General features: G+C 59.4%; 13 protein-coding genes. 8 read left to right on the top strand and 5 right to left on the bottom strand.

What is annotated here, in order from left to right:
- Window positions 1–37 precede the first annotated feature (37 nt).
- The 4 genes from ACT6QH_RS05740 to ACT6QH_RS05725 all read right to left on the bottom strand — a co-directional run bounded on the left by ACT6QH_RS05740 (window position 38) and on the right by ACT6QH_RS05725 (window position 6,907).
- Complete coding sequence (locus ACT6QH_RS05740) at window positions 38–1,399, bottom strand: hypothetical protein (protein WP_444973854.1); 1,362 nt, start codon at window positions 1,397–1,399, stop codon at window positions 38–40.
- Between the two features lie 6 nt (window positions 1,400–1,405).
- The gene (locus ACT6QH_RS05735) at window positions 1,406–3,550 is read right to left on the bottom strand and encodes a heterodisulfide reductase-related iron-sulfur binding cluster (RefSeq protein WP_444973853.1); all 2,145 of its coding nucleotides are present in this window, start codon (window positions 3,548–3,550) and stop codon (window positions 1,406–1,408) included.
- Between the two features lie 90 nt (window positions 3,551–3,640).
- A complete protein-coding gene (locus ACT6QH_RS05730; protein ID WP_444973852.1) occupies window positions 3,641–5,827 on the bottom strand; it encodes an oxidoreductase in 2,187 nt (728 codons plus the stop codon).
- Window positions 5,828–6,442: 615 nt separating this feature from the next.
- Complete coding sequence (locus ACT6QH_RS05725) at window positions 6,443–6,907, bottom strand: dihydroneopterin aldolase (protein ID WP_444973851.1); 465 nt, start codon at window positions 6,905–6,907, stop codon at window positions 6,443–6,445.
- Between the two features lie 187 nt (window positions 6,908–7,094).
- Here ACT6QH_RS05725 and ACT6QH_RS05720 point away from each other — a divergent pair, with 187 nt between their 5' ends.
- From ACT6QH_RS05720 to ACT6QH_RS05695, 6 genes are read left to right on the top strand one after another with little or no spacing between them, the layout of a single operon-like run.
- Window positions 7,095–9,194 carry a sigma-54-dependent Fis family transcriptional regulator gene (locus ACT6QH_RS05720; RefSeq protein WP_444973850.1) on the top strand — a complete coding sequence of 700 codons (2,100 nt, stop codon included), beginning with the start codon at window positions 7,095–7,097 and terminating at the stop codon, window positions 9,192–9,194.
- The gene (locus ACT6QH_RS05715) at window positions 9,175–9,780 is read left to right on the top strand and encodes a flavoprotein (protein ID WP_444973849.1); all 606 of its coding nucleotides are present in this window, start codon (window positions 9,175–9,177) and stop codon (window positions 9,778–9,780) included. The genes ACT6QH_RS05720 and ACT6QH_RS05715 overlap by 20 nt, the downstream gene beginning before the upstream one ends.
- Window positions 9,759–11,195 (top strand): DUF6513 domain-containing protein, encoded by a 1,437-nt coding sequence (locus ACT6QH_RS05710; RefSeq protein WP_444973848.1) that lies wholly within the window; start codon window positions 9,759–9,761, stop codon window positions 11,193–11,195. The genes ACT6QH_RS05715 and ACT6QH_RS05710 overlap by 22 nt, the downstream gene beginning before the upstream one ends.
- Window positions 11,185–11,775, top strand: coding sequence for a DUF447 domain-containing protein (locus ACT6QH_RS05705; RefSeq protein ID WP_444973847.1), 591 nt, complete (start codon window positions 11,185–11,187; stop codon window positions 11,773–11,775). The genes ACT6QH_RS05710 and ACT6QH_RS05705 overlap by 11 nt, the downstream gene beginning before the upstream one ends.
- Window positions 11,772–12,512 (top strand): (5-formylfuran-3-yl)methyl phosphate synthase, encoded by a 741-nt coding sequence (locus tag ACT6QH_RS05700; protein ID WP_444973846.1) that lies wholly within the window; start codon window positions 11,772–11,774, stop codon window positions 12,510–12,512. Before ACT6QH_RS05705 ends, ACT6QH_RS05700 begins: the two co-directional genes overlap by 4 nt.
- A complete protein-coding gene (locus ACT6QH_RS05695; protein WP_444973845.1) occupies window positions 12,496–14,112 on the top strand; it encodes a formylmethanofuran dehydrogenase subunit A in 1,617 nt (538 codons plus the stop codon). The genes ACT6QH_RS05700 and ACT6QH_RS05695 overlap by 17 nt, the downstream gene beginning before the upstream one ends.
- Window positions 14,113–14,174: 62 nt before the next feature.
- Here ACT6QH_RS05695 and ACT6QH_RS05690 read toward each other — a convergent pair whose 3' ends face one another.
- On the bottom strand, window positions 14,175–15,128 hold the full coding sequence (locus ACT6QH_RS05690) for a LysR family transcriptional regulator (RefSeq protein WP_444973844.1): 954 nt from the start codon (window positions 15,126–15,128) through the stop codon (window positions 14,175–14,177).
- A 98-nt stretch (window positions 15,129–15,226) separates the two neighbouring features.
- Between ACT6QH_RS05690 and ACT6QH_RS05685 the strand changes: the two genes are divergently transcribed.
- Window positions 15,227–16,237 carry a class 1 fructose-bisphosphatase gene (locus ACT6QH_RS05685; protein ID WP_444973843.1) on the top strand — a complete coding sequence of 337 codons (1,011 nt, stop codon included), beginning with the start codon at window positions 15,227–15,229 and terminating at the stop codon, window positions 16,235–16,237.
- A gap of 9 nt (window positions 16,238–16,246) precedes the next feature.
- Window positions 16,247–17,119, top strand: a complete 873-nt coding sequence (locus ACT6QH_RS05680) for a phosphoribulokinase (protein WP_444973842.1) — start codon at window positions 16,247–16,249, stop codon at window positions 17,117–17,119.
- Window positions 17,120–17,129: the final 10 nt, after the last annotated feature.

The raw sequence follows: 17,129 nt of genomic DNA, 5'->3' as shown, positions 1-17,129 counted from the left end.
ACGAATAAAATGACCGCCCTTTCTTGCGGATCACAATTCAATTCAGGCCATTTTCGGCCACAAGCCGCGCGGCAGACATGAACCGCAACTGAGGCTCGGGGTCGGCGAGAAACTCCAGAAGCACGTCGGTCGGAAGCGCCGGGTTCTTCACGAGACACGCCCGGTTGAAAGCGTATGGATCTTCCGCCAGCTGGCGCAGAAGCGCCGGCGGGGCGAACGGGTTCTGAATGACGGAGCGTCGCAGATCCGCATTGGAACTGGCGGCGATACGCTCCAGCCAGGCATGGGGCGTCAGCCGATTGCGCCCAAGCCCGCTAAGCACATCAATGTCATCCTCCTGCTCGAACAGGGCGATGACGCCGGAATCGAGATCCGTGCGGAAGCTCACCCCTGCGCGCACCCATGGATGCTCGTCTCCAGCCAGGGCGAACAGCAAGGCGCGCGGACATTTCGGATTACGCGCCACACCCCGCCGCACGGCGTGGTCCTCATCGCGCGCCAACTGATGCAGCGTCTGCGCATCCACCCCCGGATTGCGCGCAATCCAGCAGCGCACCCATATGTCCTCATCACATGCCAGCTGGGCCACAAGCGCGGCCGGCAGATCATGCCGTCGGGCCGTTGTTCTGCGCACAACCCGTGCAGGGTCATCCTCAGACTCCTCGATGGCCTGAGCCGGAGCATGACGCGCGGCTTCCGCACGCACCTCGGCCACCGGGTCTGCCAACAGGGCGATCAGATCCTCGGTCCTGATTGTGGGGTTCGCCGCAAGTTTACGGCGCACGATAGGTTCGCGATGCTTCAGCGCCTGCGCATGCAGGGCCTGCGGACACGCTCCATTGGCGACGACTTCGCCAGCCAGATAAATGTCATCAGCGCCCCCCTCCCATAATATGCTCAACAGCCGGCCAGAGGCGGCCGGATTGGCCGCCATCAATTTGCGTTCTTCCATTGTCGCCGATGGCAGCAGCGCTTCCAGAAGATCGGAAGGACACACCGGATTTCCGGCCAGCCCCCTGCCAACCTGTCCCACATGAGGAAGGCTGCGCAGCAGGCTGGCAGAAGCATTGAGATGTGCCGCCAGCGATGTCATGACCCGTACATCCGGCTCAACCTGCCGGATGCATTCCAACGCCGCAGACGGCGTATGTTCATGCCGGGCCAGACGCCGGTTGAGACCGGCGTCTCCACGTTGCGCCAGTGCAGCCAGAATGCTGGGCGGCGCAAAAGAGGCCCCCGCCCAACGCATCCTGTCTCGCGATGACGCGAACAGAATAGTCTCCAGACGCTCCTGGCGGGCCTCGTCAACGCAGCCGTGAACTGCCGCTGCGATATAGGCATCGCAACTGTCCGCATGACGGGACCACCAGGAGCTGAAACTATCCGAAGCCCGGTGCATGTCGCCTCACACCGTTTCCAGCTCGCGGACGAACGCGCTTTCGTCGAGACATTCAGCAACGAGTTCAATCACTTCACGGATTTCAAAATTGTCCTCATTGTTTGTCGTCTTGCGCGCATCCTCCAGCATGTTCATGCACTTCGGACAGCTCACGACGAGGGTCTCGAGGCCTTCGATGGTGGCCGCTTCACGCACCCGGTTTTCGGATGGCTTTTCAAGCCCCACAGGGTCCGGCGTCCAGATCCGCCCACCGCCGGCGCCACAACAGAAGGAGTTGTCGCGACTGCGCTTCAGTTCCACCAGATCCACACCCAGGCTCTTGATGGCTTCACGCGGGCCGTCATACCCCTTGTTGTAGCGGCCCAGATGGCACGGATCATGGAAGGTCACGCGCTGACCATCGAGCTTCTTGTTCAGCGGAATGCGGTTCTCATTGAGAAGACGCGCAATGAACGCGCTCGCATGTTCAACCTCATACGTTCCGCCAAACTCGGGATACTCATTCTTGAGCGTGTTGTAGGAATGCGGGTCCGTTGTGACGATGCGCTTGAACTCGCAGCCCGACAGCACCTCGATATTGTTCTCGGCAAGATGCTGGTAGAGACCTTCCTCGCCCACGCGGCGCACATCATTGCCCGCATTGCTTTCATCCTCATAGAGAATGCCAAAATCTATGCCGGCGGCGCGCATGATCCGGGCGAAATCTGCCGAAACACGTTGGTAGCGCGGATCAAAGGAGGCAAAGTCACCCACAAACCACAGCACATCCACAGCTTCAGCCCGCGCATCCTTGATTTCGAAATCAAGACGCTTGGTCCAGGCTTGGCGCTTCTTCTTGGTTTCACCAAACGAGTTTCCGCGCTTCTGGATGTTCTGGAGAGATTTCTGAACCATCGGGTCCATCTCACCCTGCTCCACGAGCGCACGACGCATCTCGACAATGACCGGCACATGCTCAATGCCAACCGGGCAGATTTCGACACAGGCGGCGCATGTCCGGCAGGCCCACAAGGTTTCTGTCGGCACCTGGAACAGTCCATCTCCCTGCGCGATCAGGCGCTCGGGTTCCGGCATTTTCAGGCCCGAAAGCGTCGCCTCGGAAAGCTCCCGCAGGGTGAGGATCAGGTCACGCGGGGAAAGCGGGGCGCCACTGGCATTGGCCGGACAGGCCTCATGGCAGCGCCCGCATTTGGTGCACGCATCAAAATGCAGCAACTGCTTCCAGGTGAAATCCGTAATGCGCGTTGCGCCAACACTGTCTGCCGCCATGTCCACAGGCGCAAGCTTCTGCACTGGCTGCGGATCACGCATCGCCAGAGAGCCCATGGCCGTGAAAATATGCTTGGCCTTGGTGAAGGGCACGAGCGCCACAAAGCTGAGAGACAGGATGCCGTGGAACCACCACAAGCCCGCACGCAAGGTCGCGGCAGCCTCCGGGGTCAGGCCCAGGCCGATATAGGCATACGCCACAAGCGTGCCGATGGGCGACCACCAGCGATAGTCCCACACCACCGGATCATTCATCAGCCAGACTTCACGCGCGGCTTCCAGCAGAAACCCCGTGACACCGATGATGAGCAGCAGCCACAAGAAGGCCCAGTCTTCGATGCGGTAAAAGGAACGATCCGCATCTGGCGCATCCGGTGCGCGATCAGGGCGTTTGTAATCAAGCTTGGGCGGCTTGATCCATCCACGCCGCACCATCATGTACAGCAGCGCGACGATGAGCCCCAGACCGGCAAGATCCAGAATCAAAGAAAAAACAAGATAGAAATCGCCATACCAGAACTTCATTCCGGTAATCGGATCAAGAATATCGTATTCGAGAGTAATGGTTGATGTGCCGATAAACAGCAGCGCAAAGCCAAAAAAGATGAAGGCATGAGCAATGCCGGCCGCCTTGTCACGCCGCCGCAAGGTGCGATGCGTGCCAACAGCCGTCACCATCTCGCGAACCCGCTGGGCAAGAAGCGGAAGCGTCTTCTTGAGCGGCTGGCCACGAGAATATTTTCTATACTGGATGAAGCATCCGTAAATAAAAATCGCTATCGCACTGAAACCAACCACATAGAACAGGCCGACAGCCCATCCTGGAAAGCTTTCGAAGAGCGTGCGCGTGACCTCTTCAGGGTTATGATTTTGCACGATCATGGCGCATGACACCCCATCCCGCCCGACGACACCAGAGGTGCCGTCGGTACGTGATCCGTTACTCTTGAAAAGAAAGGCGAGTTGCTTTCCTCAGACGCGATAGGCGATCTCGTGCGAGCCACCCGGCATGTGAGGCACACCCCACACGGCAACTTCCCGTCGATAGGGCTGAGGATATTGCGGGTCCTTTTCCTCAATCTCCCGCGCCAGACGATGCCCATCAAAGGTTGCGTCCGCAATCAGCTTTGGCGCAAGCGCATCACCGATCAGATAGATGCCCTTGATGTCATGGCCGGCCCATTCCTCCTGACGCGCCTTCAACTCCCGGAAGAGCGAGACATTGGAAGAACGCCCCGTCACCAGCACGAGCGTGTCGTACTCATGCCATTTGTGAGACCGGTTCTCCGTGCGCGGGCTGTTGCCAATCCCGTTATACTGGATCTTGTGCCCGTCACCCCACACATCATAGAGCTCAATACGGCCCTCTTCTGCGCGAGACGCCCAAACATCGCTGATGATTTCAATGTTCAGCTCGTTGAACAGACGCCGGATATTGGGATACTCAAGGGTGAAGTGCATGTAGCGCGCAATATCCACGCCCGTCGCCACCTTAACCTCATGCCCCCGCTCAGCCAGCAGCTGCGCCAGGCTCGGAGCCATATAGTAGCCATCCGCATTCAGGATGAGCACACGCTTGCCGATCGGCTTCGTGCCGGCAAAAACCTGCTCCGGTGTCACCATGTAAGGCAGATCCGCGCTCACACCAGGAATGGGCGCATGCGTCAGGGCGTTGTTGCCATCCACATTCCAATATGCACCCGTGGCGATCACCACCTTGTCGGCGCCATACTCAAGCACATCGTCCGCGCTCAACGGCTTGGCCCCGAGAGCAATCTGGGAATCCCGGTTTTTCTTGACGAGCTTGTTGAGCTGCGTTTCGCGATAATCGCGGTGATAGCCCCACTCTCCGAGACCGGGCAAGGTCGCGACATTATTGACATAACCGCCAATCTTGTCGGCCTTGTCCACCAGATGGACAGTATATCCACGCTCCATCAGCACGCGAGAGCACTCAGAACCTGCCGGTCCTGCGCCAACAACCAGAATGGTCTGATCCGAACCCTTCTTCTCGAACTTTTCAGGGTGCCAGCCGCGACGATATTCTTCACCGGCAGTCGCATTTTGCGTACACACCATGGGCGGCCCACCAATTTCCCAACGGGAAATACACACATTACAGCCGATGCAGGTACGAATATCGTCGATACGACCTTCCTTGATCTTGGTCGGCAAGTAAGGATCGGCAATAGATGGACGCGCCGCGCCAATAATATCGAGCTGGCCGGAACGAATGACTTCCACCATCTTTTCCGGGTCTGTAAAACGTCCCACACCCAGCACCGGCTTCTTGGAAGTCAGCTTGATGAAGCGCTGCCAAGGCAACTGATGGCCCTGCCGATGGAAACGGGAGGGGCCGGCATCTTCACCCCATTCGGCGATCACGCCGACATTCACATCCCAGACATCAACCAGGGGGTCCGCCATTTCAACGAAACGAATGCCGTCATCCTCAACCTGAACGCCATCCTGACCACTCAGGGAATCCACCGCGAAACGCGTTGCGATTGCACAGTCCTGCCCCACGGCCCGGCGCACCTTTTCCAGCGTTTCCAGCCAGAAGCGCGCCCGGTTCTCAAGCGAGCCACCGTAGCCGTCAGTCCGCTTGTTGTAGAAGGGCGAAAGGAACTGCAAAGGCAAATAGGCATGAGCGCCATAGACATAGATGATGTCAAAGCCGGCATCGCGCGCGCGCAGGGCAGCATCCACATAGAATTGCTGCACCATATTGATGTCATCAAGGTCCATTTCCTTACAATAGGACTGGATCTCGAAATCCGAGGCATACTGGCTCGGACCACGCGGCGTCTGACGACTTTCAAGACAAGGCGCATGCGGGCCGCCATACCACAGCTCAACACCCACAAGCGCGTCGTACTTATGCACCTCTTCCGTCATTGCGCGAAGATTGCGAACGTCACCCTCATCCCAGATGCGCGCGGAAACACGGTTGGTGTCGTCTGATTCCGGGTGAATGGAGCAATATTCGGTATTGAGGCCACCCCAGCCGCCCTGCGCCTTCATGGAACGATGCGCGGCCTGGAAACCGGGCCGGTCACTCCCGGCGCCGATACAATGCGGCACCTGGTAGAAACGGTTCTTCAGGGTTTTGGGGCCGATCTGAATAGGCTCGAACAGAATGCTATACTTATCGTCCATGGCGTTTCTTCCGTTCTGATCTTTATTATAAAGTTTTTATTGCGCTGTTCCGCACGCGCAGACACAGCCCACACCGCCCGACAGCGCCGGGAAGAGCGAAGTATTTTTGGGAATGCGCCAGCATTCAGCACATGAAATACATGCACTGCGCGGCAAAATGCGCCCGCAATCGCAGCCTCCAGAATCAATAGAGGCGCAACCTATGGCGATCATCTGTTTTTCAGAAGGTTAGAAACAAACCTACAAAAGCGACTCGCGTGGCATATGATTTCCTCCCGATTTTGTGCTTTATTAGGATTCAAAATTAGGTCATTAGACCAATATATGTCAACAGGAGTCAGGCCGAGTTAAACTTCATCCGTCGCTGCACCGCAAAAGAATAGAGCTGTATTTTTCTGTTTTCGTGCCTTGCCACAAAAAGTTCAGCCTTCAGCATTTTCCACCTCAAGAGCGGGCTTCAAGAAAATGATGAACACCATCAATGCATTGCCTGAATGGACGGCGCAGAAGGCATACCCTCCGCCCCCTTGCATCGCACTGCGCCGCAAAGCCCCCGCGGTGCGACAAAAGTTTGATTGCGGTCATCGAAAAAACGTGAAACCCGCATTCAGTCATTCAACGCTCAGCCATATCCGGCGCGCTGAAATCGTCACGGCACCGCTCAATCTCCACGCCAACACGCGCCACATTGGTGAATTTGGCTGGCTTGGCAGCCCGCACCCGCACCCATTCGGCCCTGAACTCGCAAATGATGATGCGCGCAATCTCCCCCGCAAGCCCCTCCAGAAGCTTGAGGCCATGCTCCTCCATGAGGCGCCCCAGGCGGGTATGAATGCTGGCGTAATTGATGGTGTCATCAATGCTGTCGCTGACACAGGCATCAATGCGCGACACCCCGATGCAAAGATCAATCATGACAGGTTGCGCCACATCCTGCTCATCATCGTCAATGCCGATGACAGTCTGTCCGGCAAAGCCCTCGATAAACACCATGTCGAGATTCGCGCGCACCCCGCTCCAGCGGCCCTGCTGCACAGAAGCGCGCTCGCCCTTCCGAGGCATATCGAGGCTTGTCATCATGCTTGCTCCCCCTGATGCGGCATGGCTGGCTCCCGGCCAGCTCCAGCGTTTCGGCGCACGCCGCGCGTGCCATTGATCCATTTCACGCCAGCACACAAAGCAAAATCCGGGCCACACCAATGCTCCATGAGAGAGCCGTGACACCGGAAACAAGAACAAACGCCAATAATCAAAAACGGGAAACGCCATGTCCGAGCTCAACACCGCACAGAACACGCCCAATTACGCCATGGCGGGCATGAATGCCGGCTCCATGTCCCACATGCCCGTCATCCCCCACGCCACACGCGTTCTGAATGCCCTGCAAGATGAAGACGGAAGCCAGCGGGATACCCCCATCCGGCGCTCATGGGCGCGCTGCGTGAAGACCCACCGACTGCACCCGGATCGCCATGAACTGCCGCCAGTCACCTCTCCCACAGACCTGTCACGCCGACGCGAGCGCATGAAGGATGTGCTTGATTGCGCCCGATCAGAGATGAACACCCTGTTTCAACAATTGGGAGAACCCTGCACCGCCGTGGTGCTGACGGATCTGGATGGCGTCATTCTGCATCTCACCACCGCTCCCGATTTCAAGCCTATGCTGGAAAAGGCCGGCTTTGTCATCGGCAGCACCTGGAGTGAGGCACGGGCCGGCACCAATGGCATGGGCACCTGCCTTGTCGAGGCCCAGCCTGTCTCCGTGCAGCGCGAAGAGCACTTCTTCTCCAATCTGACGGAACTCACCTGTTCCGCCGTGCCGCTGCATGATCCCGATAACCGCATGATCGGCGTGCTGGATGTCACCAGCCTGTCCAGCAAGGCCCAGCAACATGTGCTGGTGCTGCTGGGCATGACAGCACGGATGATCGAGAACCGCCTCCTCGATGTGCGCTCACAAAATGCCTATCTGGTGAATTTTCACAGCCGGCCCGAATTTCTCTCCACCCTGCACGAGGGACGGCTGGCCGTCGCCGAAGACGGCCGCATTCTGGGCGCCAACCGCAGTGCGCTGTTTCAGCTTGATTCTCAGTCACTGGATACCTTGCGGGAAGGCAATATCTCGGATGTGTTCCAAACATCACTGCCGGATCTGGTAGAGCGCATCCGAGCGGCGCACTTTCATCCGGTCGTCAATTATCGTGCGGGAGGCACGCACCGCTTTTTCTTCTCCGTTATTCGCGGGCCTGCCGCCGGCGGGCAACGACAAGCCTTCCCCACGCCCGGACGCCCGAAAGAAACGACAAGAGACACGACAACCGGCCGAACGACGCCCCCAAAAACCGGCCAGACACCCGCCGGGCAGGGAGAAGCGGATATTCGCGGCTTCTCCGACCCCACCCTGGCCTCTCATCTTGAAATCGCGCAGCGTGTCATCGCGCGGGGCACCCCCATCATGCTGCGCGGCCCCACCGGCGCCGGCAAGGAGGTTTTCGCCCGCACCCTGCACCAGCTCAGCCCCTGCGCCCAACGCAATTTCGTTGCGGTCAACTGCGCCAGCATCCCTGAAAGCCTGATTGAATCCGAGCTGTTCGGCTATCGCGCCGGAGCCTTCACGGGGGCCCACCGCACCGGCTATCGCGGCAAGATCGTTCAGGCTCACGGCGGCACGCTGTTCCTCGATGAAATCGGAGACATGGCGCTGGATCTTCAAACCCGCCTGCTCCGCGTTCTGGATGAACGTCGAATCTCGCCCCTGGGCTCCGAGGAAAGTGTGCCGGTTGAATTCCAGCTTCTGTCCGCCACCCACCGCGATTTGCCCAGCCTGGTCGCCCAGGGGCGCTTTCGTGAAGATCTTTATTACCGTCTCAACGGCATTGAACTGCGCCTGCCCGCCCTGGCTGAGCGTCAGGATCTGGGAGAACTGATCTCATCCATTCTGCTCGAAGAACAGCATGACCCGAACAATGTGGCACCGGAAGCCACCAGCCTGCTGATGCGTCACCCCTGGCCGGGCAATGTGCGCCAGTTACGACACGTCTTGCGCGCAGCAGCCGCACTGGCGGATGGCGCAACGATCACCATCGGGCATCTGCCTTCGCTGGCATCGAACTTGCTACGTCCAGAGGAAGAGATGCCCGCGGCTGCCAATCTTCCGGCGCCCGCGGGGGAAGCAACCGGCCCATGCCCCGAAGAAGACGGCCTGACGGTCATAGAACGCGGGGAAAGACAGGCCATTCTCATGCTGCTGGAGCAGAACCGCTGGAATGTCAGTTATGTCGCCCGATCCCTCAACCTCAGCCGCAACAGTCTGTACCGCAGATTCCACAAACTGCGCATCCCACTTGCCCAGAAATCACGATGACTGGCAGGCCGCGCAGCAGCGCAGGAAAGGCAAGGGCCGGTTTGCATGGGCTGTAACCGGATCAGGCCATGGCCTCGTGGAATCCATGGATCTGGCGCGTCGCCTGCCCGGCTGTGAGCTGATGCTGTCTGCTGCGGGAGAAGAGGTGCTGGGGCAATATCGCATGCCACTGGAGCAGCTCCGGCAGGATTTTGTCGTGATGCGCGATAAAAGCGCGAGCGGCGTGCCTGTCGGCCGGCTGTATGAGGATATTTATCACACCGTCATCGTCGCCCCGGCCACGAGCAATACGGTTGCCAAGATCGCCTGTGGCATCTCCGATACGTTACCGACCAACATGGTGGCGCAGGCGGGCAAGCTCGCCATTCCCTCCATCATCTTCGCCTGCGACACCGAGCCTGTCGTCATCACCCGCTCGCCGCATGACTGGATCACCCTCCGTCCGCGCCGCATCGAACTCGAGAATGTCGAGCGACTGAGCCAGATCGACCATTGTCAGGTCGCGCGCTCCATTGATGAACTCAAGGATCTTCTGGATCGTCGCCTCGCCGAACTGGAGCGCACGTGGAACACATCGTCTTCTTGACAGGACGCATGGCCCGCGCCTCGCTGGAGCGTGTCCTCGCATCCATAGACCCACCGGCTTTCACTTGGGAAGTGCGCGTCATCGGGCTACAGGTGGCGGCGCTGATGACAGCAGACCTCATCCGCAGGCGCGTGCCCGCACCCGTGGCCACGCGCCGCGAAGAAGGCGACGACATCATTGCGGACAGGGTGATTGTGCCCGGCCGCTGCCGGGGTGATCTGGAGAGCCTCAGCACGCATTATGGCATTCCGGTACAGCGCGGCCCGGAGGAGCTGAAAGACCTGCCCCGCTTCTTCAACCGGCAGGCCAAGCCGATAGATCTGAGTGAGTATCAGGTCGCCATCTTCGCTGAAATCGTGGATGCCCCGCGTCTTGATGTGACGGCCATTCTGGCACGGGCGCACCAGCACCTTGCCGATGGTGCCGATGTGATCGACCTTGGCTGCCTGCCCGCCACACCTTTTCCCCATCTTGAAGAAGCTGTACAGGCGCTGAAGGCCGATGGCGTCAGTGTCAGCGTGGACTCCCTCGCGACAGATGAATTGCTGCGTGCCGGAAAAGCCGGTGCGGATTATCTGCTCAGCCTCAATATCGACACGCTGTGGCTGGCGGATGAAGTGCCCTCCACCCCTGTGCTGATCGCACGGGAGCCGAGCGACGAAGCCTCTCTGTTCTCGGCGATCGAAGAGATGGAACGGCGCGGCCTGCCCTATCTGGCCGACCCCATTCTCGACCCGATCCCATTCGGCTTCACCGCCTCCATCCTGCGCTATCACAGATTGCGGGAGCGCTTCCCTGTCGCCCCCATCATGATGGGGGTGGGCAATGTCACCGAGCTGACAGAGGCCGACACCAGCGGCATCAATGCCCTGCTGTTCGGCATCTGCGCCGAACTCGATATTGCCGCAGTGCTCACCACACAAGTCAGCCAGCATGCCCGTCGCGCCATTCGCGAGGCCGATATTGCCCGGCGCGTGATGCACGCTGCTCGCCATCATCAGATGCTGCCCAAGGGCATGACAGACATGCTCATGACCACGCATGACAAGCAGCCCTTCCCGGATACACCGGAAGAAATCGCCGCCAATGCCGCCTTGGTGCGTGATCCGAGCTTCCGCATTCAGGTCTCCACGCAAGGCATCCATGTTTATAATCGCGATGGCCTGCGCGCGCCCACGCGAGATGCCTTCCAGCTCTGGCCTCATCTGGGGCTCGAACATGATGGCTCTCATGCTTTCTATATGGGCGTGGAGATTGGAAGAGCTGAAATCGCGGCACAACTGGGCAAGCGTTACTATCAGGACCAGCCCCTGAAATGGGGCGCAGCCTATGAACGCCCGCCGGAAGACGCCGGCGAATACTGCGCCCCCGGCACCACATTACAGAAAAAGCGGGAGGCCAGCCGTGACAGCTGAAGCCATCCATGAAGTCATCATCACCACTCTCGGGCCGGATGGCGCGCCCCATGTGGCCCCCATGGGCGTGCGTTTTCGGGGGGGGGATGAAGAACATGTTTTCTTGTGGCCCTTCGCGCCTTCCAGCACGTTGGACAATATCCGCGCAAGCGGCCACGCGGTGCTCAACGCGGTAACTGACAGCCGGATTTTCGCCGGCTGCGTCACTGGGCGGCAGCGCATATGGCCTGTGGTTCCGGCAGAAAAGCTGCCGGGCGTGCGCCTTGCCGCAGCCCTTCACCATATGGAGCTGAACCTCATTGAGGATGACGGGGACACACAGCGCCCCCTGCTGACGCTCCGCCGTATTCATGAAGGCCGCCATGGCCGTTTTACCGGCCTGAACCGGGCCCAGGCTGCCGTGATCGAAGCCGCCGTTCTGGCCAGCCGGCTGCATCTTCTGCCCCCCGAAAAGATCACCCAGGAGATGGCCTATCTCCAGATCGCCATCGACCGCACCGCCGGAGACAGCGAACGCGAGGCATGGGGCTGGATCAACGACAAAATCGCGGCATTCAAACAGGAGGAGCGATCGACATGAAACTGCTCGTCAGCGTGCGATCTCCCGTAGAGGCCCTCGCCGCAGCAAGCGCAGGTGCGGATTTCATAGATTTGAAGGAACCTGCCGCTGGGGCTCTGGGCGGGCTGCCGCTCAGCACCATCCGCGCCATTCTGGCCCAACTGCGTGAGAGACCCGGCCTCCATGCCCCCGTCAGCGCCACCATCGGCGATTTTCCGGCGGATGCGGTTGAGGCCATTCTGTCGCGTGTTCAGGCCGTGCACGAATGCGGCGTGGATCACGTCAAGGTCGGCATTGAACGCGGGCCGCATGCTGCGGGCCTTATTGACACGCTCGCCCGGCTCAATCTTCCGCTCATCCCGGTTCTGATCGCGGATGACGGGATAGATATGAAACTTGTCCGCGCCGCTGCGGCGCGTGGCTTTCCCGCCATCATGCTTGACACCGCGGACAAGCAGACAGGGCCGCTGCTTGATTTCGTGACGGATGACGACTTGCACGCCTTCATCACCACCGTCCGACACGCGGGGGCGATGGCGGGGCTGGCTGGCGCATTGCGCCTTGAGGATCTGCCGCATCTTCTCGCCCTCGCCCCTGATTTTGCCGGGTTCCGCACCGCCGTATGCGCGCCCTCCCCTGCGGGCCGGGCCGGACCACTGGACCCCGAACGCATCCGCCAACTGCACATGGCGGCCCTCCATCAGCCTTCACAGGCTCTTCTTCAGACAGGGAACGTTTTTCATGTTGATCCAGCTTAAGAGTGGCACTGTCTATGATCCGGATCAGGGGATCGACGGCGAAGTGCGCGATATTTTCATGCGTGACGGGGTGATTGTCGAAAATCCCGGCCCCGGCGCGCGGATTGATGAAGTGCATGACGTTTCAGGCCAGATCGTCATGGCCGGCGCGATCGACATTCACACTCATATCGCCGGGGGCAACGTCAATAATGCCCGCCTTCTGCTGCCGGAGAGGGTGGCCGGGGGAACGGCCCCTGTACGCTCCACCACGGAAACCGGCCATCTCTATGCTCTCATGGGCTTCACCACGCTGGTGGAACCGGCCGTGATGCCAGCCAATGCCTGGCATGCGCACCTTGAAATGGCTGATATTCCCATCGCGGATACAGCCGGCCTTGCGGTTCTCGGCAATGGCGTGCCACTGCTGAACATGCTGCACCGGAACGCACCGCAAACGGAAATCAACGATTATGTCGCGCAGGTGCTGAACAGCACGCATTGCCTTGGCATCAAGGTCATCAATGCTGGCGGCGCCGCGGCCTTCACGCGCAATGCCCGCACTTTCGCACTTGATGACGAAGTGCCTGAATATGGGATCAGCTCCCGGCGCATCCTCCAGACGCTGCAACACGCCACCCTACAGATCGGCGTGGCTCACCCCGTGCATGTGCACTGCAACAATCTCGGCGTACCCGGCAGCATTGACAGCATCTTGCGCACCATGGAGGCAGCCGAGGGCCTGCCCATGCATCTGGCCCATGTCCAGTTTTATGGCTATGGCACGGATGGCAAGAAGGGTTTCTCATCCGGGGCGGCGCAACTTATTGAGGCATGGAACCAGCACAAGAACATCACCATTGATGTCGGCCAGGTTCTGTTCGGGCCGACAGTAACCATCTCCGGGGATCTGATTGCGCAATATGGCAACAGTGCCAATGCCAATCCGCGCAAATGGACATTGTCGGAAGTCGAGAATGAAGGCGGTGGTGGCGTCGTCCCCTTCACCTATCGCGGGCGCAGCTTTGTCAATGTGATGCAATGGGCCATCGGGCTGGAACTGTTCCTGCTGGCGCATGATCCCTCACGGCTGTTCCTGACCACGGATCATCCCAATGGCGCGCCCTTCACCCTTTATCCCGAGCTGTTCCGCCTGCTCATGGATGCCGATTACAGGGCCGAGGCCATGTCTGCATTCGATGATGAAACGCTCAAGCTGACCCTGCTGCCAGAGATCAAGCGCGAATACACGCTCTACGAAATCGCCATCATGACGCGCTCTGCCGCAGCGCGCCTGCTGGGCCTTTCAGACCGGGGCAGCCTGGCGCCGGGGCGGATTGCAGATATTGCGACCTACACGCCCCAGGCCAACAAGGCCCGCATGTTTGCCCGCGCCACCCGTGTGTTCAAGGATGGCCAACTTGTGGTGCGCGATGGAGAGGTTGTCGCCTCGCCTTCCGGCCGCACAATCCGTGCCCAGCCGCATTATGATGGCAGCATGCGCATGGCCTGCGACACGTATTTGCAGGATCTTCCCATCCCCCTGCGACATATGTCCATTGATCCGGCCCTGCTCAGCCGGGGTACCCCCAGGCAGTTCACCCTTGCGGCACACCAGTAAACCGCATCTTCCCGGCAGCCCTGTCATATCCGCGACATGACAGGGCTGTTGCGGCCCGGCCTTCAGCGGCCGGGCCGCAACAAAATGCCGGCTGGCAGTTCGGGCAAAAAAGAGCCGCCCATTTTCTCGATCTGCGCCTGCACCATGATGGCCGCCGCCGACAGCCGTGCTGCCGCCGGATTAACAAGAAACCACTGACGTATCAATGGCATACCTGGAACATCCAGAGCCACCAGGCGGCCTGATTGCAATTCGTCAGTCACCGTATGCAAGGAGAGGAAGGCCAGCCCCAGCCCCGCCATCACGGCCTGTTTGATCGTTTCGTTCGAGCCCAGAACCGTGAGCGCATAGGGGCGTCCCTCCGCCTGAGATTCCAGATAACGCGTCATCAGAATGCGCGTACCGGACCCCTCCTCACGCGTGACGAGGGGGTAATTGAACAAATCCGCCACCGTCAGCTTTCGCCCTGCCAGCGGGTGATCTGGCGGCGCAATGAAGCCATGTGGATGAGGACCGATCACTGTCGATGCAACCAGCGGTTGACGGGGAGGCCTCCCCATAATGGCAAGATCCATGGCCTGGCGTTGGAGGTCTGCAATGATGCCCCCTCGATTGGCTTCAACCAGGGCAACCTCAATGCCCGGCAGAGATTGTTTCAACTGGGCCACAAGGCCCGGCACGAAGTATTTCGCCGTTGACACCATGCCCAGCGTGACATGCCCGGCATGGCCGGCCTTGAGCGCACTCACCTGGGTCACGCAGGCCGCAAGCGCAATATCAATACGCCGTGCAGCTTCCAGAACCGGTGCGGCCTCCGCCGTGGGGGCAGAGCCATTGCCATGTTCCGCCCGCTGGAGAAGCGGCACGGTGAGGGCCGTTTCCAGCCCGCGGATCTGGGCATGCACGGCAGGAGGGGTAAGCCCCATTTTTTCCGCAGCAGCAGCGATGGAACCCGTTTGCGTCACAGCAACAAGGGCCCGCAATTGACGGAGGGTGATGGCATCAGGACGAGGCATTAGATTTTCCTGAATGGCAAATGGATTTTTTTAAATATCCTAAAACTTCAAAGTACGGCAAGTTTTCATCAAAGAAAAACATATCGGGAGGGTACGCCGTGGGCGAAAGCAGGCTGGCTGTGCCGGATAATATAATCCCGCCACAGTATCGGGATGTTATCGACAGAATAGCGGATGTCGTTGCAGAGCTTTCGCTCCGCATCGCCAAAAACGATACCAGAGATCCACGCCATGAGTCCGCCAACAGCGACCGTGGCGGCGGCGATGTGCAAAAAGCGCTGGATGTCATCGCGGATGAAGCCTTCTGCGCCGCCCTCGCCGGCTCGCAGGTGAAATTCCTGGCTTCAGAAGAGCAGGAAGAGGCGCTGACACTGAACCCGCAAGGCAACCTTGCGCTCGCCATCGACCCGCTTGATGGGTCATCCAATATTGATGTCAACGCACCAATCGGCTCAATCTTCGCGCTATATCCGGCCGAAGAGAGCCCGGAGGACAGCTTTCTACGTCCCGGATTTGAAATGTGCGGGGCTGGATACGCAGTTTATGGACCGCAATGCTTCCTTATTCTGACATTTGGTGAGGGCGTTCAGAAATATTTGCTGGACCCGGAAACCCGTTGCTTCCACCTTGTGGAACAGAATTTGAGCATTACGCGCAAATCCTGGGAATTTGCCATAAATGCCTCCAACTATCGCCACTGGTCCCGGCCCATCCGGGTGTGGGTGGATGATTGCACGGCGGGGGCGACAGGGCCGCGCGAGAAAAACTTCAACATGCGATGGCTCGCCTCTCTGGTTGGCGAAACCCACCGCATCCTCACCCGTGGCGGGGTGTTTCTCTACCCTGCGGATTCACGACGTGGCTATGAACGCGGGCGGCTGCGCTACCTCTACGAATGCGCCCCCATCGCTTTCATCATTGAACAGGCGGGTGGACAGGCGACGGACGCCCTGAACCGCACACTCGACCACACCCCCAGGAGCCTGCACGAACGCAGCCCCTTCGTCTTCGGCTCTGCCGACAATGTGGCGCGCGTGGCCGCCTATCACGATTTGCCTGAGGCGGAAACGACCGCGCTCTTCAGCAATCGCAGCCTGTTTCGCATGTGAGGACAGCCCATGAGCACCCGTCATCCGATCATCTCGGTCACCGGTTCGTCAGGCGCCGGCACAACCATGGTCAAGCACACTTTTGACCAGATCTTCCGTCGTGAAGGGATTAATGCCGTTTCGATTGAAGGCGATGCGTTCCATCGCTTTGATCGCGCCGCCATGAAGAGCGAGCTGGCGCGCCGCACCGAAGCTGGTGATCTCACCTTCTCGCACTTCTCCTATGAAGCCAACGAGCTGGCCGAGCTTGAACAGACATTCCGCACATATGGGGAAACCGGTGCCGGCCGCACCCGCCATTATGTTCATGATGACGCCGAAGCAGAGCGCTACGGCGCGCAGCCCGGCACCTTTACCGACTGGGCACCCTTCGAGGAAAATTCAGACCTGCTGTTCTATGAGGGTCTGCATGGCGCAGTCGCCAATGACGAGGTCAATATTGCCCGCTGGGCTGATCTCAAGATTGGCGTCGTGCCGGTTATCAATCTTGAATGGATCCAGAAGATCCATCGTGATCGCGCCATGCGCGGCTATTCCACCGAAGCCGTGACGGATGTGATCCTCCGCCGGATGCACGCATATGTGCACTGTATCTGCCCACAATTTACTGAAACCGACATCAACTTCCAGCGTGTTCCGGTGGTGGATACTTCAAACCCCTTCGTCGCCCGATGGATTCCCACGGCGGATGAAAGTCTTGTCGTTATCCGCTTCAAGAGCCCGCGCGGGATCGACTTCCCGTATCTGACAACAATGATTCAGGGCTCCTGGATGACACGGGCGAATTCCATCGTCATCCCCGGAAACAAGATGGATCTGGCCATGCAGCTGATCCTTACCCCTCTCATCATGCGACTGGTCGAGCGCAAGAAGCAGGCCTGAAAGGCAATAT

The sequence above is a fragment of the Haloleucobacter albus genome (assembly GCF_052492075.1).
Note: the sequence above shows the minus strand (reverse complement) of the source record. Positions and strands in the feature narration are given on the sequence as shown.